The sequence below is a fragment of the Raineyella sp. W15-4 genome, from assembly GCF_033170155.1.
GTDB lineage: Bacteria > Actinomycetota > Actinomycetes > Propionibacteriales > Propionibacteriaceae > Raineyella.
The window spans coordinates 2,808,678-2,827,366 of record NZ_CP137079.1; the positions used below are offsets into that span (position 1 = coordinate 2,808,678).

Genomic DNA, 18,689 nt, shown 5'->3' on the forward strand with positions numbered 1-18,689 from the left:
GGCATCATCGAGTCGACCACCGGAACGATCCGGTCGGCGTCCAGGACCTGCCTCCTAACGTGATGACTGCTTCGCCCCAACGACCGGACCGTGGCTGCCCCGACGGGCGAGCATCCGGTCGCGGAGGCTGTCGTAGATGGGTGGTGCGTTCAGCAGCGCGGCGACGAACAGGGCGCCGGCTGTGGCGATGAACATCTCGGTGATGAGCGTGGTGGTTGCGGTCATCTCGACGATGAGGACGATGCCGGTCAGCGGAGCACGCACGGTGGCGGTGAAGAAGGCGACCATGCCGACGAGGGCGAACGGGACGGGGCTGGCACCGAGCAGGGCCGCCGCGGCCGGGCCGCCGATCGCCACGAGCACGTCGTGGAACACCGCGCCCCACAGGGCACCGATGGCGAGCAGTGGGGCGAACAGTCCACCGGGCGCCCCGGTGGCATAGGACAGCGGGCCGAGCAGGAAGCGTACGGCAAGCAGCGCGAGCAGGGTCAGTAGCGCGAACGGATGGCCCGCGAGCTGGAGCTGGGTGAGACTCTCGCCGCCGCCGACCATGAGCGGGTCGAACCACAGGACGGCGCCGATGATCGCGCCGATGAGGGTGGCCCGGATCGTGGCGCGGACGTGCATCCGGTCGGTGTGGCGCAGCAGGCCCATTGTGAGGGCGTTGTAGGCGACGCCGAGCGGGGCGGTGAGCAGTCCGAACAGCAGGTAGGGCCAGAGCCCGACGAAGCCGGGCGTGGCGATCGGCGGGACGGTGAAGATGGCGCCGCCGGGCACGAGGTAGCGCGAGACTCCGACAGCGACCGACGTTGTCACCAGGGTGATCAGCACCACCCGGACGCGGAACGACCGGGTGACCTCCTCGATGGTGAACAGTGCCCCGCCGATGGGTGCGTTGAACGCGACCGCGAGCCCGGCGCCTCCGACGGTGGTGTAGAGGAGTTTGCGTTCGTAGTCGCTGAGCCGGAACCAGCGTCCGATGTCGGCACCGATCGTGGCGCCGAGGTGGACGGTGGGGCCCTCGCGGCCCATCACCATGCCGGAACCGATCGCGATCACACCGCCGAGGAAGCGGGCCGGGAGCACCGCCGGCCCGGGCAGCTCCTCCTCTTCGTGCCAGACGGCCTCGACGTCCTGGATGCCGCTGCCGGAGGCGCGCGGGGTGATGCGGGCGAAGATCCGTCCGATCAGCGCACAGGCCGCGACGAAGCTGACAGGAACGATCGCGCCGGCGGGCCCCAGGGTGTGGGCCCAGACCAACAGCTCCCCGCGCAATTCGCCGGCCCGTTCCAGGCACCATCGGAAGGCGCCACCCACCAGGCCGATACCCACTGCGGCGACGCCGGCGGCGAGGGTGAAGACGATCATCGTACGACGCGAGCCGAACGGGTCGGTCCTGGCGCCGAACTTCATGGTCGTCACGGTACGCCGCCGGCCGGGGGCCGGCCGTCCCGGTCCGGTCCGGTCTCGGGAGTCACTGAGGGATGCCCCGGCGGTGGAAGCCCCACAGCCCGAAGGCGAGGAGCAGAACGGCGATGGCTGTGATGGCGATCTGGGTGACCGTCGAGGGGTTGCCGGCGGGGAGCTGGATGCTGGTGAAGGGAAGGTGGTCGAGGATGCGTCGGGGGATCCTGAGGGCGTCGCCGACCATGGCGATGATCCAGGCGAGGGCGACGACCGTCCAGGTGAGGGTGGTTCATGTCGGTGAGGGTGGAGCCGAGCAGGATGCCCCACAGCGCCATGCCGGCGACCCAGGCGATGGCGGCGCCGAGGTCGAGGCGGATGGTGAGGCCGGACTCAGTGGTGGCGAATCCGGCGGAGCCGACCGGCCCGGGTCGAGATCGGACCAGGCCGGCACCGTAGTCGCGGCGGAGCTGGAAGCCGATCGCGAGGGTGATGCACACGATCCCCAGGGCGACGATGAGCACAAGTGGCCACCAGCGGTCATGGCCCCACGGGTCCATCCGTTCGCCCCAGCCGATGGGCGACAGCCAGGTGAGCGCGTTGCCTTTGAGGTCACCGATCGTACGGAGCAGGTAGAACACGGCCAGGATGCCGAGCGCCAGCCCGTTCGCGTCCCGGCTGGTCACGGTGAGCTGGTTGGCGAGCGCAGCCACGGCGACCCCGGTCAGGCCGACACCGCCCAGCGAGGCACCCATGATCCACGAACCCGTCCACTCCAGGCCGTACGCACCGCAGACGACGGCGGCGCCGGCGACCGCCACCACGCACAGGAGTGTCAGCCAGGCGACGGAGGCGACCAGCCCGGAGGTCGTGGCGATGGGACGGGCCAGCAGCAGTTCGGTGCGTCCGTGTTCTTCGTCGGCGCGATTGGTGCGAGTGAGGAGGAAGATCAGGCCGATCGCCAGCATGACGGCGGTGAACATCCACATCTCGGACCACACCCCGCCGCCGAGACCGGTCGAGGTGATGTGCCCGAAGATGGCTTTCATCCCGGCGCTGTTGCTCAGCACGGCACGCTCGGCCAGCGCCTCGGGTGTGTCGAACTCGCTCTTGTAGTACGCCACGACCACGGCGGTCATCCCCACCACCACGGCCGGCCAGACCAGCAGGCGTGCCCAGGTGCGGCGCAGCAGGAAGCGGAGCATCAGGCCCGTCCCGGTCAGCCGGAAGCCGGCGCTGCGGGGACGCGCGCCGGCTGCTGTCGCGCTCATCGCTGTGCCACCGTCACTGACCGGCCGGGCTGTTCGGTGTAGTGGCTGAGGAACAGCTCTTCCAGGGATGGGGGGCTGGCGGTCAGGTCGCGCGGTCGAGCTCGCCGAGGGTGGTCAGGATCGCCCCGAGTGCCTGCCGATCGGCGGTGAGCCCGAGTGCCTGCCGATCGGCGGTGAGACTGAGCCGCCCCCGATCGGCGTGGAAGTCGTGCACCCCCGCGAGCCCGGCCAAGGCAGCCGTGTCACCGTCGACGGTCGCGGCGACATGGATACGCGTCAGGTGTCGCATCCGGGCGAGGCTGCCCTGCTCGACGGTACGGCCGGCGCGGATGATGCACACCTGGTCGGCGAGCTTCTCCACCTCGGAGAAGATGTGGCTGGACAGCAGCACCGAGCGGCCCTCGTCCCTGGCCTGCCGGATGGCCTGGGTGAACCGGGCCTCCATGATCGGATCCAGCCCGGACGTCGGCTCGTCGAGGATCAGCAATTCGGCGCGGGACGCCAGCGCAGCCACGAGCGCGACCTTCTGCCGGTTGCCCTTGGAGTACGCGCGGGCCCTCGTGGACGGATCCAGCTCGAAGCGTTCGAGCATCTCCGCCCGGCGCGCCTTCTCGAGGCCGCCCGCGGCCCGCCCGAGCAGGTCGATGATCTGACCCCCGGTCAGGTTCGGCCACAATGCGACATCACCCGGCACATAGCCGAGCCGGCGATACAGCGCGACGCCCTGCCGCCACGGATCGCCACCGAGCAGCCGGACAACGCCGCTGTCCGCCCGCAACAGGCCGAGCAGGATCCGGATCGTGGTCGTCTTGCCCGCACCGTTCGGGCCGAGGAAGCCGAGCACCTGCCCGGTCGGCAACGTCAGGTCCAGACCGGCGAGGGCCCTCGTCGCTCCATAGGACTTCACCAGGCCGTGGATCTCGACCGCCAGGCCGGATGATTGTGGGACCGACATCACTTGGACACCTTTCTCGCGAGCCTCGTCGGCTGCGGACATCAGCGGGCCTGCTTCGGAGCGGTCCCGGGCAGGGCGGTCATCGTCGGGTCGCCTCGCCGACCCCGGCGATCCGTGGATCGGCGAGGAGGCTGTCGATCACCAGGTCGAGGAAGCGCTGCTGGGCTGCCACCGGGAAGCCCACCCGAGCCAGCCGGCGCACCGTGGCCCACAGCGCAACGCCGGCGAGGCCTCGTGGCAGGTCGACAGCAAGGCGAGCAATGGCGTCGGCGTGTCGATCGATGAGGAGCTGCGAAGTGGCCAGCAGGCGCTGGAGGATGTCGTCGGCCTCAGGCCCTGACGCGTCGGCAAGCGCAGCGAAACCGTTGAAGAGGTCGACGGTGTCGGCGTCGTCCTCGGCGTCCAGGTCAGCGACCAGGTCGTCCAGGGTGGGCGGCAGCACCCCGTGCACCGCGAGGAAGACCATCATCGAGCGCTCGGCCTCGACTGCCCTACGGGCGGCGTCGCTCGACACCAGCGCGGCTACCCGGTCGTAGAGACCGGCGACCCGTGCGGACAACGGGGTCAAGCGCCGACCCATCTCTGCGGACTCCAGCAGGCCGACCAGTTCCTGGCGTTGCCCGCGGAGCTGAGCGATGCGGGCGTCCATCGACAGCAACGCCTGGCGGAGTTCCTCGGCCGCGTTGTCCGGCGCCGGGGTGCCTGGTTCGGACAGCACCTCACCGATCGCCGCCAACGGCAGCCCGGACTCGGCCAACCAGCGGATCCGCAACAGCCTGGCCAAGTGGTAGAGGTCGTACTCCCGGACACCGACGCGCGCCGGTGGCGCCGGAAGCAGGCCCACATGGTGGTAGTAACGGACCGTCCGGACCGTCGTCTCGGCCAGATCGGCCAGCTCCTTGACGTGCACGGTTCCAGAGCAGCACGTGACGTTACGTCACTGTCAAGGGTCCGCTGCGTGCGAGCCCCACCCGCCGCAGCTGGTCGAGGACATGGCGGACCGCGCGACGTTCCGCCTTGTCCGGCCGCAGGATGGCCGAGACGTAGCGGGTCGCCGGCACCCCTTCGAGTTCGCGCAGCACGAGCCCGTCCCCGATCGGCGTGGTGAACCGCGGCAGGATGGCCAGGCTGTCGCTCGACGCGACCAGGGTCTCGATCAGCCGGTTGTCCCGCAGCCGCTGCCAGATCCGCAGCCGCGTCCCGGTGACGCTCTCGATCGCCAGGCGTACGGTGTCGAACGGATAACCGACCGGGACGCCGATCCAGTCGCTGTCGACGACGTCGACGGGCCGGATCCGAGTGTGTCCGGCGAGTGGGTGGCGTACGCCCATCGCGACATCGAGCGGCTCCCGGGCCAGAGTCGAGACCAGCAACCCATCGGTGCCGGCCGGCCGTTGCCCGGTCAGGCTGTGCCCGATCACGATGTCGACGTCCGCGGCCAGGTGGGCGAACTCGGCCTCGGCGACATCCTGGTCGTCCAGGGCGAGCTCGATCCCCGTACCGGCCAGGGCCTGCAGGACGGGGCCGACCAGGAAGGTAGCGGCCGACGGCAGGGCGGCGATGGACACGGTGCCGGTCAGGTCACCCCGGAAGGCGTCCCAGCTGGCCCGGACCCGCTCGAGGGCCGCCGCAACGTCGGTGCCGCCGGCAGCGAGGATCCGGCCGGCCTCGGTCAACCGGATCCCCCGGCCGTCGGGCTCGACGAGTGCCGCCCCGAGGTCGCGCTGGGCGGTCTTCAGTTGCTGGGACACCGCCGACGGCGTACGGAACGTCGCCCGGGCGACCGCCGTCACGCTGCCGTAGTGCGCCAGATCCCGCAACAGCTCCAGATGACGCAATTCCATGTAGGAAGCCTACATTTTCTCTTCATAAACTGTCAGTTGTGCTACACGGTTGGGATGGCAAGGATGACGCCATGCCCATCCGCCACAAACTGCTGGCCGTCCTCGTCGCCCTGATCTGGGGCATCAACTTCGTCGCGATCCATGCCTCGCTCAGCCAGTTCCCGCCCTTCCTGCTCGCCGCGATCCGGTTCACCCTGATCGCCGTTCCCACGATCGTCCTCGTCCCGCGTCCCCGGGTGCCGCTCAGGTGGCTGCTGGGCTACGGCCTCGGCTTCGGCACCCTGCAGTTCCTCTTCCTGTACTGGGGGATGGCCGCCGGGATGCCGGCCGGGCTCGCCTCCCTTGTGCTGCAGGCCTCCGCCCCGTTCACGGTGGTCCTCGGCGCCGCCCTGCTCCGAGAGCGGGTGGGCCGCCGGGCGGCCATCGGCACCCTGGTGGCGATGGCGGGTCTGGTGGTCGTCGGCTGGGAGCGTGCCGGCGGCGCGGCGCTGATCCCTTTCCTGCTCACCCTCGCCGGCGCCCTGGGCTGGGCGATCGGCAACATCTGCAGCCGCCGGGCCGAGGCCAGCGAGCCCCTGCACTTCACGCTGTGGATGTCGGTGGTGCCGCCGCTGCCGATGTTCGCGCTGTCGCTGGTCACCGAGGGACCGGATCGGATCGTACGCTCCCTGGCCGGCGCACTGTCGATGGACGCGATCGGGGCCCTCGCCGGCCTCGCCTACACCGTGGTCCTCGCCACCGTCGTCGGCTCGGGGATCTGGACCTGGCTGCTGGCGCGGCATCCGGCCGGGGTGGTCTCGCCGTTCTCGATGCTCGTGCCCGGCTTCGGCATCGTCGCCTCCTGGATCGTCCTCGGCGAGCGCGTCACCGCCGCCGAGTTGGTCGGCGCCGCCTTCGTGGTCGCCGGGGTGGTGTTCGGGTCGGCCCGGTCAGTCCGGCACGGCCGATGCCGTCGTGTCGGACTGACCCGGCTGCGGAACGGGCGCGTACCCGTGGATCAACTCCGAGATGGGCGCCATGGCGCGATGGAGAAGCGGAAGCATGACAGCGACGGTCGCGATCCCGGCCACCACCGCCCAGCCGATCTCCAGGTACCCGTAGTGAAGGAGACCGACGGCGGTCACGATCGCCCACACGCTCGGGACGAGGAGCAGCACAGACGTGACAACGCCTGGAACGTAGTGTCCGAACCTGATGCACAGCGGAACATGGATGAGGACGAAATGCAGGGTGATCCCCAGAAACATCGCCAGCCAGAGGCTGTACCAGCCGAGTACCGCGGAGACCACGCAGATGAGTGTGAAGAACACGAACTCGATGGCGACTCCGGTTGCGAGGGTCGGGACGGCGTCGTGTCTGATGCTGCCGAGCCCGAACGGCTTGTGTCGGGGCCAGGCCCGGTCGATCTCGGTCCGATATTTGCGGCTCCACGGCCCCGACATGATGATTTCTTCGAAATCATGGATCATGAACAGCGTCGGCTGTAACCACAGAATGAACCCAAGGCTGAGCATGCTCGCCCTTTCACTGACCAAGCGGATCATGACGGTGTCCACGCTAGCCAGCAAGGTCGTCGTGAGCGACTATGGGCACTGAATCGCGCCAGATCCGGCCACCGTGTGACGATCGCGAGGTGACGATGTCAGCGAAGAACAAGGGGAACCGCAAGGCGTGGGACTCCAAGCAACGGATCGAGGGCGCGCTGCTGCATCTCATGGCCGAGAAGCCGTTCCGCGACATCACCGTTCAGGAACTCGTGATGGTCGCCGGCGTGTCCAGGAGAACGTTCTACCGAAATTATTCCGCCAAAGAGGAAGTGATAGAGCAGCGTTTCCTCCGGGCATGGGACGCGTACCGGGAGGCCGTCGCACGGTCCACCGACCTGTCGCTGCCCGCCCTCGCCCAGCTCCTCTTCACCGCCATGGCGGCTGACGCCGAGTTCCTGTCGCTGGTTGCCCGGCAGCGGCTGGTCCACCTGTGCACCCGAGAGGTCGAGGCGCGGTTGCCGTACCTGTTCGAACAGCGGAGGGGCACCGACCCGGCCACGGAGTCGAACAACGTCGCCTATGCGCTGACCTTCTCCACCGGTGGTTTCGTGTGGGTCCTTGCACGCTGGCTGGCCGAAGGCGCCAGCAGGTCCCCGGCCGACGTGGCCGCGGCCGTACGCTACTTCGTCACGCTCGCCAGTGGGGCGATGGACCCCGCCCGCGAGGTGATAGACCAGCTGCCGGCGGTGTTACGGCGGCAGAGTGGCAGGATGACGGAGTGACAGGTCCCGATTCCCGCGCTACAACAGCGGCCCCGGACGCACGGCGTTGGCAAGCCTTCGCGGTCGTTCTGGCCGGCGGGTTCATGACATTGCTCGACGTCTCGATCGTCAATGTCGCCCTGCCTTCGATCCAGGCGGCGCTCGGCGCCACCGCCTCGCAGATCCAGTGGATCGTGGCCGGGTACTCGCTCACCTTCGGTCTGATGCTGGTGCCGGCCGGGCGATTCGGTGACATCCTGGGCCGTCGGCAGATGTTCCTGCTCGGTCTGGCGGGCTTCACGCTCAGCTCGCTGGCCTGCGGTTTTGCCCCCTCGGCGCTCGTCCTCACCGTGCTGCGGCTGATCCAGGGCGTCTTCGCCGGCATCATGAACCCGCAGATCTCGGCGTTGATCCAGGAACTGTTCCGCGGCGGCGAGCGCGCCCGCGCCTTCGGCGTGTTCGGGATGACCGTCGGCGTCTCCACGGCCATCGGCCCCCTGCTGGGCGGCATCCTGGTCACCGTGATCGGGCCGGAGCACGGGTGGCGATCGGTCTTCCTGATCAACGTGCCCATCGGTCTGGCGCTGATTCCGCTGGCAGCCCGCTTCCTGCCCAGCCGGCGGCCCGGCCCGCGGCCCTCCGGCGCGCCGGCGGCGGGTGCCGGGTCGGCCCCGGCCGGCCCGGGGGGACTCGGTCTCGACCTGCCCGGCCTGACCCTCATCGCGCTGATCGTCGTGGCGCTGATGTGGCCGTTCGTGACCGCGTCCTCGCATCCCGACGGGCTGGCGGGCGCCCCGTGGTGGCTGCTCGCGCTGGCGGCCGCCCTGGGCGGAGTCCTGGTGGTCTGGGAGCGGCGCCAGGACGGACACGGCCGGCCGGCGGTGCTGCCCGGGGCGCTGGTGCGCAACACCGGTTTCGTCCTGGGCTCCACCCTCGCCGCCGCCTACTTCGCCGGCTTCACCAGCATCTTCATCGTGATCACGCTCTTCTACCAGGACGGGCTGCATCACTCCGCCCTGATCGCCGGCCTAGCCCAGATGCCGTTCGCCCTCACCTCCGCGGTGGCGGCGCGGTGGTCCGGCAGACACGTGATGTCCCAGGGTCGGCGACTCGTCATCCGCGGGCTGGTCATCATGTCCGTGGCGCTGGCCTGCATCGTCGTCGTGGCGGAGGTCGCGCCGGTCGGCATCGTCCAGTGGGTGACCCCGGTGCTGCTGGCGGTCGCGGGCTGGGGCAGCGGGTCGGTCATCTCCCCCAACCAGACGCTGACCCTTGCCGAGATGCCCACCTCGCTGGCCGGCACCGCAGCCGGTCTCCTGCAGACCTTCCAGCGTCTGGGCGGATCCGTCGGTCTGGCCCTGCTGACCACCGTCTACTTCACTCGCGTGGCGTCCGACCGGAACGGACCGGCGACGTACGCCCACGCCCTGGCACTGTCGTTGGCGCTGACAGTGGTGATCCTGCTGATCGCCCTGGGCATCGCCATCGCCGACGCCCGGCGGCGCGGGTCCGCGTCGCCGGCCTCCTGAGACACCAGTGGGTCACCCTGCGCACCAATGCGAGATCGGCGCTGACCGTTGTCCGATGCTCGCAGATGGTCGGCTCGCGCTCACAGCTCGACGATGACCTTGCCGTGGATGTGTCGTCCGGCCTGGAGCGCGACGGCGTCGCGGATCCGCGGGCACTGCACCCACGGATCCGCGGCCGGGATCGCGAACCACCGGCCACCGGCGCATCCTGGGTGCGCCGGTGGCCCGGCCGTCACCGGTCGGCCTGCCGCTTCACGCGAACAGCGCCGCGCCGTACTTGGCCAGGATCGCCACCACGATCAGCACCAGCCACAGCACCACGACCAGCGCGTCCAACCCCATCCGCAGTCCGGAGCGGAGCGCCGCCTGCAGGCGCGGCGGGAGGAAGAGGTTGTTGTCGCGGATGTTCACATGGGTCAGTGAACTGAACACCAACGTGGTGGACAGCGTCACCAGCAGGCACCAGGGGCACAGCGCGTTGATGTGGAACATCGATTGGTAGAACAGCCAGTAGGCGAACAGGAAGCCGATCGTGTAGACGATCTGGGCGGCGAGCATGAATCCGCGCGGGAACTTCACCTTGGCCAGGCTGGCGACGGCGATGGTGATCACCACCGGTTCGGCGATCAGCCCCAGGAAGGCGTTCGGGAAACCCAGCAGATTCGCCTGCCAGGTCGTTGCGACAGTTCCGCAGCTGATCACCGCATTGATATTGCACGACAGGTTCGCCTGCGGGTTCTTCGCCAGCAGGATCGCGTCCACCGACAGGACGAAAGACGCGGTCAGGCTGACCAAAGAGGAGAACAGCATGTAGCCGAAGATCCAGCCGTCGGACTGCCGGAATCGGTGGATCCGGTCCAGGACGTCGCTCATCTGCCGGCCGCGCGGTCCACGGCGGACTTCAGTGCGCCCGCGGCGTAGAGCTGCTGACCGGCGAAATCACTGCCGTTGATCTTGACGGTGGGCGTGCTCTGGATCCCGTCGCGGGCGGCGGCCTGGTTGGACTGGTTCACGAACCCGGCGTTGGACAGCTGGCTGAATGTCGAGACCACCGCATCACTGACCCCCGCGCCGCGGGCCAGGTCGGCGATCTGGGCATCACTCAGCCCGGACGTCCCTTCCTGCGGCTGGTTGTCGTAGAGAGCGGCGTTGAACGCCATCAGGTGGTCCGGCTCGGCCTTCGCCACGGTGACCACAGCGTTCGCAGCCCGGGTGGAGTACTTCGAGCCCTGGGACGAACTGTCCAGGAAGTTCATCAGGTGGAACTCGACCTTGGCGGTGCCGTCCGTCACCAGGGCTTCCAGGTCGTCACGGTTGGTGCGCTCGAACTGGCCGCAGTACGGGCACATGAAGTCCTGGTAGATCGAGACCGTCACCGGGGCGTCCTGCTTCCCGATCACCAGCGAGTAGTTCTCGGTGGCGGCGCCACTGTTCTGCGCCTGGGGTGCGTTGTTCCTGGCGGCGTTCATGCCGGCCCAGATCGCCACACCGGCGATCAGGGCGACGACCACGGCGAGGACGCCCACGGTCGCCCAGGTGCGGACCTTCTTCTCCCGGGCATCCCGGGCCTGCTGCTGGCGGAGCTGTTCGCGGCGGTTCATGCCGTCGGAGGGTGGGCTGGAGGGATGCGTACGGTTCTTGCTCATCGTTGTGTTCGCTTTCGTCGTCGGGCGGGGCTGGTGAGGGCAGGCCCGACGAACGCTCACGATCGATGAGCGAAAGGGTGAATCGTCAGGCCGTCACCGGCACCGGTGGACCCCGACGATGTTGCGGGCGGGCCAGGACAGCGCTGCGCCGGTCGGTGAGGAATGCCTCCAGCGACGTACGCCGCGACGTACGGATCGGCAGCGCGGCGAGCCGCGTCAGGCCCAGCCGACGGGTGACCCAGGCCCGTACGGACCGCGACGCCCGCCGCGCCCACCAGCCCAGCCCCAGCGCCCACAGCAGCAGGACCGCGCCGGCGATGACGGCCGAGGCGGAGATGGCGATCGAGACGTGCCCGACCTCGGTGAAGTGCGGACCGGGGGCATAGCTCCCCTGCGGGCAGGCGGAGCTCTCGGAGAGCACCCGGAAGTGGAGGCCCAGCCAGGCGGTGCCGGCGGACTCGGTGATGCAGGCATGCACCGAGCCGGTCAGGACACTTCTCGGCACCGGAGCACCGAGCGAGAGCAGGCCGGCCAGCATCAGGGGGATGGCTCCCCCTGCGCCGTGCCACTGCGGTCGTCTCACCCTGCCTCCTGCGGTCGTGGCCCAGTGTAGGGCAGCCAGCCCGCCCGGCCGGAGCGGCCGTCAGTACCGCCTGCCGGCGCCGACGGCCCAGGCGACGTCCGCTACCAGCGGTCGCCGATGCCCGGGGCGATCAACTCTCGGTACACTTGGTCGACGGCTGCCACAGTCTCGTCGGAGAGCGGCTCGAGGCCGGCGGCCGCGGCGTTGGCCTGCGCCTGCCGGGGATCGCGAGCCCCCGGGATGACGGTGCTCACCCCCGACTGGTCGATGATCCAGCGCAGGGCGAACTGGGCCATCGTCGCCCCCGCGGGCACCAGTGGCGCCAGCCTGCGGACGGCTTCGAGTCCGGTGGCGAAATCGACGCCGGAGAAGGTCTCACCGACGTCGAACGCCTTCCCCTCCCGGTTGTAGGTACGGTGGTCGTTCGCGGCGAAGGTCGTATTCTCGTCGTACTTCCCGGAGAGCAGGCCGCTCGCCAGGGGCACCCGGGCGATGATCCCGACGTTCGCCGCCCGCGCGGCCGGGAGCACCTCCGCCAACGGGCCCAGGCGCAGCATGTTCAGGATCAGCTGGACGGTTGCGACGTTCGGGCGGGCGATCGCGGTGAGCGCCTCGGCCCGGGTCTCGACGCTGACGCCGTAGTTGGCGACACGCCCCTCCTCGACCAAGGTGTCGAGCGCGTCGAACACGGCGTCGGTGCTGTACACGGCGGTCGGAGGGCAATGCAGCTGCACGAGGTCGAGCCTGTCGACACCGAGGTTCTCCCGGGACCGGTCGGTCCAGGCACGGAGGTTGTCGAGGGTGTAGATCTCCGCGGACTGCGGCAGCCGGCGGCCGGCCTTCGTCGCAACGACCACGTCGTCGATGCCGTGACTGTGCAGGAAGGTGCCGATCGTCCGCTCGCTTCGCCCGTCGCCGTAGGCGTCAGCAGTGTCGAAGAACCGTACGCCGCTGTCATAGGCCGCGCCGAGCACGGCGAGTGCGTCGTCCTCGCGCACCTCTCCCCAATCCGCGCCGAGCTGCCACGTCCCCAGCCCGACGACCGACACGGAGCGTCCCGTCCGCCCGAGAATCCGCTGTTCCATCTGCTCTGTCTCCTCCACCCCTGACTTCCCTGCTCTGCGCCACCGAGGCTAGGACCACCCCGATTGCCGAGTCCAACAGATCGGACGGATCACATCGAGAAGCTCTGGTTCTGGGTCCCGGCCGCCGGTGGCGCAGTGAAGTGGTCGACGAGCGCAGCGGCTGCCGGGGACGGGTCGTCGCGGGTCGCCACGCAGACCGTCCAGTCGGGGACCGGCGTGCTGATCGGTGTCGCCACAAGGTCGGGCCGCTTGCGCGCGATCGATGTCGGCACGACGGCGATGGCGAGGTCCTCACCGATCAGGTCGAGGAGGGTGTGGACGTCGTTGACCTCCAGCTCGACCCGGTAGTCGAGACCCGCGGCCGCGAACGCCCGACGGGTCAGCGTCCGCGACGATGCTCCCGGCAGGAAGTCGGCGAACGTCTCCGCCGCCACCTCCTCGAGGGCGACCGAGGCGACGGAGGCGTACGCCCGGTCCGGGTGGCTGAGGACCACGAGGTCCTCCGACCCCAGTGTTCGCAACCGGATCCCCGGCGGGGGCGGGATCGTGGGCACGACGCAGGCGACGTCGAGATCACCCCGACCGACCAGGTCCAGGAGCGTCGCGGACCCATCGATGAGCAGTCGCATGCTGATCGCGGGGTGGGCGCGACGGAACGCTGCGAGGTCACGTGCGAGGTGGATGACGCCCGGGCACGCCTCCGATCCGATCGCCACCGGCCCTGCGACGAGCCCCGCGACAGCGTCGACGGCCGCGCGCGCCGCCGTCGCGGCTGCCACCGTTCGGGCGGCCTCGGGCACCAGCGCGACACCTGCCGCCGTCAGTTCGACCCGCCGGGTCGTACGGATGAACAGTGCCGTTCCCAGCTCACCCTCGAGGGCCTTGACCGACGCGGACAGCCCGGACTGCGAGATCTGCAACAACTCCGCAGCATGGGTGAAGTTCCGCTCTCCGACGACCGCGAGGAAGTGTTCCAGCTGCCGAAGTTCCATCCCAACCGCCTTCTCCGGATCCTGACGACGGCGCCGAGACTGCCCGATCCCGGGTGGCGGTGCCACCCAGAGAGGATACGGGGACCGGCGGGGCGGCAGCACCCGGACCCTCGCGGCGATCGTGCAGCATCGTGGCCGTCGCACAACAACTACGGCCCGAGTGCAGCAAGAGGCACGACGTGGACACCGTCAGCTCGTCGACCGCCACCTCCCGTGGCGGTGAGGACCACCAACGCGGCCGGGGCACCGTGCCTCGCCTGATCGATCTCCGCAGCGAAGGACAGCAGTCCCCGCGCGGCCTCGTCGATCACCTCTTGCTCCCCACTCAGCTTCACTTCGAACGCAGCCCAGCGATCCGGAGTCGCCACAATGGCATCGACCTCCTTCCGCCCATGAGCCTCGCGCCAGGAATAGATCGCCCCGCCCAAGGGCTGGGCGTACACACGGAGATCTCTCACCGCCATGGCCTCGAAATGGAAACCCGCGGTGCTCAGATCGCCCAGGAGCTGGTGTGATCCCGCACCAAGCGCCCCGAGTCCGAGCGACGGGTCGACGAAGTAGCGCACCGGAGCCTCGCGAAGCTGCGTCCGCGACCGCATGTGCGGCCGCCATGCCGGCGAGTTGTCGGTGACTTTCAGGCGGTCGAGCGCGTCGAGATAGGCGGTCACCGTCTCTCGCGCAGGCTGTCTTTCGTCGTCACCCGCGATGTCGGCTGCGATGGAGGCGGCCTTGACCGGCTGCCCGACGGAGCGGCCGAGCGAGGCGAAGGTCCTGCGAAGCCGTGCCGGTGCACGCCTGGTCGTGCCTAGGCTTGGGATGTCGACCTCGACAATCTGAGTGAGATAGTCGGCCATCCATGCCCTTGCCGATTCCTCGTCCTCGCCGAGAAGGGCGGGCCACCCGCCGATCACGATGCGCCGCAGGAGAGCAGGCACCGTCATCTCCGTACGCTTCGCACGCTGCGTTTCCCCTGCCAGAAGGGCTTCGAGTGAGACTTCGCCGGTCGAGTGCCCGGACTCGTACAGACTCATGGGCCGCATCTGCAGGACCCCGATCCTGCCTGCGCCCGAGTGCAGCTCCCTGGCGTCTGTCGGCGTGGCCGACCCGGTGAGCACGCAGAGCCCCCGCCGTCCCAGGTCGTCGACATGGCGCCGTACGTGATCCCAGATCTGCGGCGCGCGTTGCCACTCGTCGAACAGGATCGGTGTCTCCTGCTCGAACAGTTCCTCAGGATTCAGGTCGAGGAGCGCTCGCGCGTTGGCGTCCGTGTCGAAGCGGATCGCGCTCCTCGCGATCCGCGATGCGGTGGCTGTCTTGCCGCAGCCCTTGGGACCCTCGATCAGGACCGCGCCGATCGAGGACATCCGCCGTGCCAGCTCCCGGTCAGCAACGCGCGACCGATAGTCACTCATCGCCCGAATCTCTCAACTCGACAGTCTGGAATCTCTATTTTTGACACATCGAAACCTTCAGTTTTGACAGCGAGGAGCCTCTTTCCGCGCTGCGTGGCCGGATCGCACTCACGCCGGCCCAGCCACGCCTCGCCCTCCGCATGCGCGGAGCTGCAGGTACTCACCTAGGTACAGGAACTAACCCTTGGCACACCGCGAGAAATCTCGCGCCAGGACCAACCTGCCCGTAGCATCACTATACACAACTAAACTGAATTTCTGCCTGAAGTCATATTAAGTACAAGAAATAACCCTGTTACTGAAGGATCTGAGCCACAGGAGGGCTCCATGGAACACCGCGCACCACCTCAGACCACTCTGTACCTCATCAGCCCGCCCGTGCGGGAGCTCCTCACCCGCCACCGCGAGCACGGACACGTGCATGTCATGTCCGCCTATCGATCCGGGCTCGGCTCCAGCCCGCGCAAGAAGCTCAATCTGCTCTGGTATGTCGCCCCCGCGGCCGACCTGCTCACCGTTCAGGCCAGCGAGCCTCCCGTTTGGCCCGGGAAACTCGGTGAGGTCCGCAGTTCCGGCACCGTCACGTATCCGTGCGAGGGCGATCTGGTCGAGATCGTTGTCGAGCGCAGTTGCCAGAAGACCCCTCCGTCTCACACGCCCGAAGCTCTGCGCACAGAACTCGAACGACACGGCCCGGACGGACTCAAACTCGGCAAGGCCTACCGGTCACGACCCGTCATCGTTCCGGAGACGGAACGCCCCGAGTGGGCGGTGGGCCGGCTCGCAGCGATCGGGCTCGCGCCGCATCGCGAGACCGTCCGCGTCGGTCCCCTCGCATTCGCCAGCCTCGGCGCCCAGAGACGCGGCATTCCCTACGTCGAGATCCGCGCCCACGCCCGCGTGGCCGACGCCGACAAGTTCGCAGGGGTTCTCGATGCGGGCACCGGCAAGGGCCGCAACTATGGGCTCGGCCTCATCCGGGTTCGTCCCATCACCGCGTGACACCGTCCGCGACGAACAAGCCCGACACTCGACAGCCCGCCCGTATCTCCCGGGAGCGCCGCTCCCCCCTCACCGAGAGGCAGAACCATGTCACTGTTTGAACAGATCAAATCCCACGTCGCCGACGACACCGTCAGCGGCCTCGTCATCGAGGTCGAGTACCACCCGCTGAACGGACCCACGTCACCCGTTGCGCCGCCCACCTATGCCGGCGACGACCAGAATGACAAGACCCCACGCCATGCCCTCACCGAGGCTGCGTTCGTCCCCCAGGCCTCTGATGACGGCTGGCACACCGACTTCCAGCGCACCCCGGACTCAACCCCCCGACTGGCGCAGCGAGTGGTCCTCAACAGCCACGCGGCCCAGAGCGGACGCTCTGAAACCGCGACCTGGCACCAGCAGAAGCGCCTCGGCGTCCGCCTTCCAGCGATCATCGTCGACGGCAACCCGGCGGCCCGGACCGTCAAGGAACCACAGCTCGCCGAGGCGCTACGCCATACCTTCAGCACCTGGGAGCTCGCGCACCGCCAGAACGACGCATGGATCAAGTTCGCCACCGCCGGCGACAAAACCCTCGTCTGGCAACAGGAGATCGTCGGCATCGACAACGAGGCTGACCCATCCCAAGTGAAGTCGCTCATCGCGGCCGCCTCCGCCGAACGCGCCGACCTGCTCTACCGCTACTTTCCGAACTCCGCCATCTACGGCTTCTGGCTCTCCTCAGGGGTGGCGGCACGGCACCGGCTGGCACGCGCCTACTCCTCCGAAATTGTCGGATTCGGCGCTCACCCTGTGGCCAGCGGTGCGACCAAACTCGACCCTACCGGCGGCGCGCTGAACACGACCGGCGTCACCGTCGGCAGTGACGGGTCCCTGACGGTGAAGACCACCGCCACGCAGAGGACCCGCCCCTCTCTCGCCGGGTTCGGCCAAGTGCCCGCGCAATCCGCCACCCACGCCTTCGTGTGTGAACTCATCCTCGAGCAGTCGAGCCTCTCGCTGCAGGTGCTGCGCAGCCTGCACTACCCCGATCGCCGACAGGCGCTGGCCGCCACCACGGTGCTCGCACTTCTCTCGCTCGCCGGCCACGCACTGGCCACCGAGGACGGATTCCTGCGCTCCGGCTGCGCACTCGTGCCCATCGACGAGCGCTGGGGCTGGCGCCGCCGCGGCACCCGCTCCCCCGAGCCGCTGCCGGTCGCCGACGCCGACGAGATCGCCCAGGCGCTCCGCGAGGCCATCGCCGAGGCCGGGCAGGCGGGCCTGAGCTTCGCCGACCCGATCACCCTCACCTTCTCCGAGCCCGAGCTCGAGATCATCCGACAGCGCGTCGCCTCGGACGCGAACACACTCACCTCGGACAACTGAACCGTGATCACTATCCACGTCACGCTCTACCGCAACGGTTTCCACGGACTCCGAGACACCGGCGAGCCCGACTGGCCCCCCTCACCCAGACGCATCCTCGGCGCACTCCTCGCCGGCGCCCACGCCGTGGCCGACGACTCGACCCGGGACCGCGCGCTCGACGCGCTACAACGGCTGGCCGCAGCTCCCCCGCCCATCATCGACGCACCGACAGCCATACCACTCGGGCTACCCGGCACCTACGCCCCGAAGACGTGGCTCCCCGACGACAAGAGTCCCAGAATCATCGACAACTTCCTCGACCTGTCCCTGATCGGCCTGAACACCAAGTCGCGTGTACTCAAGCCTCAGGACGGCGTGGCGCTCTCCGGCGGAACGATCATGTTCCACATCGACCTCGACTGCGGCGATGCAGAACTCGCCGCGCTCGAGGCCGCAGCACGGCACGTGCCCTACTTCGGCACCTCCAAGGATCCAGCCGACCTCAGCGTCACCGACGCCGACAATCTCGATGCGCCGCCGAAGCCGCCGGTGGCGCGCTGGTACCCCGACGCCCGCATGCCCGGTCCAACCCACGGCTGGCAGTCCAACACCGTCAAGTGGTTCGAGGACAACTTCCAGCGGGCCTTCGGCCGTAACCCGGCCATCGCTGGGCTACCCCCGATTCCGCCAGCCGGCTTCGTCCGGCCACTCAGTTATGGCCGCGATGTTCCGGCTGTCCGCGCCGAGTTCCCCACTGCCCAGCTGGCCCGATCGGTGCCGAATCACCGAATACCGCCACTCATCCTGCAACTGAACACTGCGATCGCAAAAGCCGTCCCAGACTGGCGGGCCTTTCCGCTAACCGTCAGCCACGAACAGGACAAGCCGAGTGCCAACGGCGACGGCCGCTGCGTCGGGTTCGGGCTCATGCTCCTCGACGGCAGCGACTCTTCCGTCGAGGAGCAGACCAGGGCCGGCGAGCTTCTCGCCAGATATGTCGCCCAGTTGCCCGAACAACCTCACGGCCTTGTCGTCGGCCGATCAGGCGCCTTGAACCCGACGACCTGGACCGGCCCCGCCGAGACCTGGTACTCGACGACCCCGCTGCGAGCGTTCCCCGACAAGCGCGTGGTGCACTACGAACTCGCCAAGCAACTCAAAGAGCGCTATGGCGTCGAACTTCGGGATCTTGCCCTTCAGCTAACGCCGCGGATCCAGCGCAGCGGACGTTGGTCGAATGGCGATCTCGCTGACGGCCTCGCCCAATGGTGGGCCACGCTCACTGTCTCCGAGCAGATCGAGGGTCCGCTGCTGCTCGGCGCCGCCACCGATCACGGCTTCGGCACGTTTCGTCCCAGGAGTTGA

General features: G+C 68.8%; 18 protein-coding genes and 1 pseudogene. 6 read left to right on the forward strand and 13 right to left on the reverse strand.

The window, feature by feature from the left end; translation table 11 throughout:
- Nucleotides 1-54: 54 nt before the first annotated feature.
- The 5 genes from R0145_RS13175 to R0145_RS13195 all read right to left on the reverse strand — a co-directional run bounded on the left by R0145_RS13175 (nt 55) and on the right by R0145_RS13195 (nt 5,474).
- The gene (locus R0145_RS13175) at nt 55-1,413 is read right to left on the reverse strand and encodes a ClC family H(+)/Cl(-) exchange transporter (RefSeq protein ID WP_317837320.1); all 1,359 of its coding nucleotides are present in this window, start codon (nt 1,411-1,413) and stop codon (nt 55-57) included.
- 5 nt (nt 1,414-1,418) lie between these two features.
- Entirely contained in the window at nt 1,419-2,675 is a 1,257-nt protein-coding gene (locus R0145_RS13180) for a hypothetical protein (RefSeq protein ID WP_317837321.1), read from the reverse strand.
- Between the two features lie 82 nt (nt 2,676-2,757).
- Nucleotides 2,758-3,672, reverse strand: a complete 915-nt coding sequence (locus tag R0145_RS13185; RefSeq protein ID WP_317837322.1) for an ABC transporter ATP-binding protein — start codon at nt 3,670-3,672, stop codon at nt 2,758-2,760.
- A gap of 37 nt (nt 3,673-3,709) precedes the next feature.
- On the reverse strand, nt 3,710-4,540 hold the full coding sequence (locus tag R0145_RS13190; RefSeq protein WP_317837323.1) for a MerR family transcriptional regulator: 831 nt from the start codon (nt 4,538-4,540) through the stop codon (nt 3,710-3,712).
- A 22-nt stretch (nt 4,541-4,562) separates the two neighbouring features.
- Entirely contained in the window at nt 4,563-5,474 is a 912-nt protein-coding gene (locus R0145_RS13195) for a LysR family transcriptional regulator (protein WP_317837324.1), read from the reverse strand.
- A gap of 71 nt (nt 5,475-5,545) precedes the next feature.
- On the opposite strand from R0145_RS13195, the pseudogene R0145_RS18460 reads away from it, so the two are divergent.
- Nucleotides 5,546-6,379: pseudogene (locus R0145_RS18460) on the forward strand (EamA family transporter); the annotation flags it as partial.
- A 24-nt stretch (nt 6,380-6,403) separates the two neighbouring features.
- Here R0145_RS18460 and R0145_RS18465 read toward each other — a convergent pair.
- The gene (locus R0145_RS18465) at nt 6,404-7,018 is read right to left on the reverse strand and encodes an HXXEE domain-containing protein (protein ID WP_411742122.1); all 615 of its coding nucleotides are present in this window, start codon (nt 7,016-7,018) and stop codon (nt 6,404-6,406) included.
- Nucleotides 7,019-7,113: 95 nt separating this feature from the next.
- On the opposite strand from R0145_RS18465, the gene R0145_RS13205 reads away from it, so the two are divergent.
- The gene (locus R0145_RS13205) at nt 7,114-7,743 is read left to right on the forward strand and encodes a TetR/AcrR family transcriptional regulator (RefSeq protein ID WP_317840248.1); all 630 of its coding nucleotides are present in this window, start codon (nt 7,114-7,116) and stop codon (nt 7,741-7,743) included.
- Nucleotides 7,740-9,251, forward strand: coding sequence for an MFS transporter (locus R0145_RS13210; RefSeq protein WP_317837326.1), 1,512 nt, complete (start codon nt 7,740-7,742; stop codon nt 9,249-9,251). The genes R0145_RS13205 and R0145_RS13210 overlap by 4 nt, the downstream gene beginning before the upstream one ends.
- Nucleotides 9,252-9,331: 80 nt before the next feature.
- On the opposite strand, the gene R0145_RS13215 is transcribed toward R0145_RS13210, so the two are convergent.
- The 7 genes from R0145_RS13215 to R0145_RS13245 all read right to left on the reverse strand — a co-directional run bounded on the left by R0145_RS13215 (nt 9,332) and on the right by R0145_RS13245 (nt 14,969).
- On the reverse strand, nt 9,332-9,487 hold the full coding sequence (locus R0145_RS13215; RefSeq protein WP_317837327.1) for a hypothetical protein: 156 nt from the start codon (nt 9,485-9,487) through the stop codon (nt 9,332-9,334).
- 16 nt (nt 9,488-9,503) lie between these two features.
- Nucleotides 9,504-10,124 carry a vitamin K epoxide reductase family protein gene (locus R0145_RS13220; protein WP_317837328.1) on the reverse strand — a complete coding sequence of 207 codons (621 nt, stop codon included), beginning with the start codon at nt 10,122-10,124 and terminating at the stop codon, nt 9,504-9,506.
- The gene (locus R0145_RS13225) at nt 10,121-10,897 is read right to left on the reverse strand and encodes a DsbA family protein (protein ID WP_317837329.1); all 777 of its coding nucleotides are present in this window, start codon (nt 10,895-10,897) and stop codon (nt 10,121-10,123) included. Before R0145_RS13225 ends, R0145_RS13220 begins: the two co-directional genes overlap by 4 nt.
- Nucleotides 10,898-10,982: 85 nt before the next feature.
- A complete protein-coding gene (locus R0145_RS13230) occupies nt 10,983-11,480 on the reverse strand; it encodes a hypothetical protein (protein ID WP_317837331.1) in 498 nt (165 codons plus the stop codon).
- Between the two features lie 101 nt (nt 11,481-11,581).
- Nucleotides 11,582-12,565, reverse strand: a complete 984-nt coding sequence (locus tag R0145_RS13235; protein WP_317837332.1) for an aldo/keto reductase — start codon at nt 12,563-12,565, stop codon at nt 11,582-11,584.
- Between the two features lie 89 nt (nt 12,566-12,654).
- Nucleotides 12,655-13,557 (reverse strand): LysR family transcriptional regulator, encoded by a 903-nt coding sequence (locus R0145_RS13240; RefSeq protein WP_317837333.1) that lies wholly within the window; start codon nt 13,555-13,557, stop codon nt 12,655-12,657.
- A 149-nt stretch (nt 13,558-13,706) separates the two neighbouring features.
- The gene (locus tag R0145_RS13245; RefSeq protein WP_317837335.1) at nt 13,707-14,969 is read right to left on the reverse strand and encodes an ATP-binding protein; all 1,263 of its coding nucleotides are present in this window, start codon (nt 14,967-14,969) and stop codon (nt 13,707-13,709) included.
- A 327-nt stretch (nt 14,970-15,296) separates the two neighbouring features.
- Between R0145_RS13245 and R0145_RS13250 the strand changes: the two genes are divergently transcribed.
- The 3 genes from R0145_RS13250 (at nt 15,297) to csb2 (ending at nt 18,689) form a co-directional block, all read left to right on the forward strand.
- Nucleotides 15,297-15,971 carry a type I-E CRISPR-associated protein Cas6/Cse3/CasE gene (locus R0145_RS13250; protein ID WP_317837336.1) on the forward strand — a complete coding sequence of 225 codons (675 nt, stop codon included), beginning with the start codon at nt 15,297-15,299 and terminating at the stop codon, nt 15,969-15,971.
- 87 nt (nt 15,972-16,058) lie between these two features.
- Complete coding sequence (locus R0145_RS13255) at nt 16,059-17,342, forward strand: type I-U CRISPR-associated protein Cas7 (protein ID WP_317837337.1); 1,284 nt, start codon at nt 16,059-16,061, stop codon at nt 17,340-17,342.
- Between the two features lie 3 nt (nt 17,343-17,345).
- On the forward strand, nt 17,346-18,689 hold the full coding sequence (csb2, locus tag R0145_RS13260) for a type I-U CRISPR-associated protein Csb2 (protein ID WP_317837338.1): 1,344 nt from the start codon (nt 17,346-17,348) through the stop codon (nt 18,687-18,689).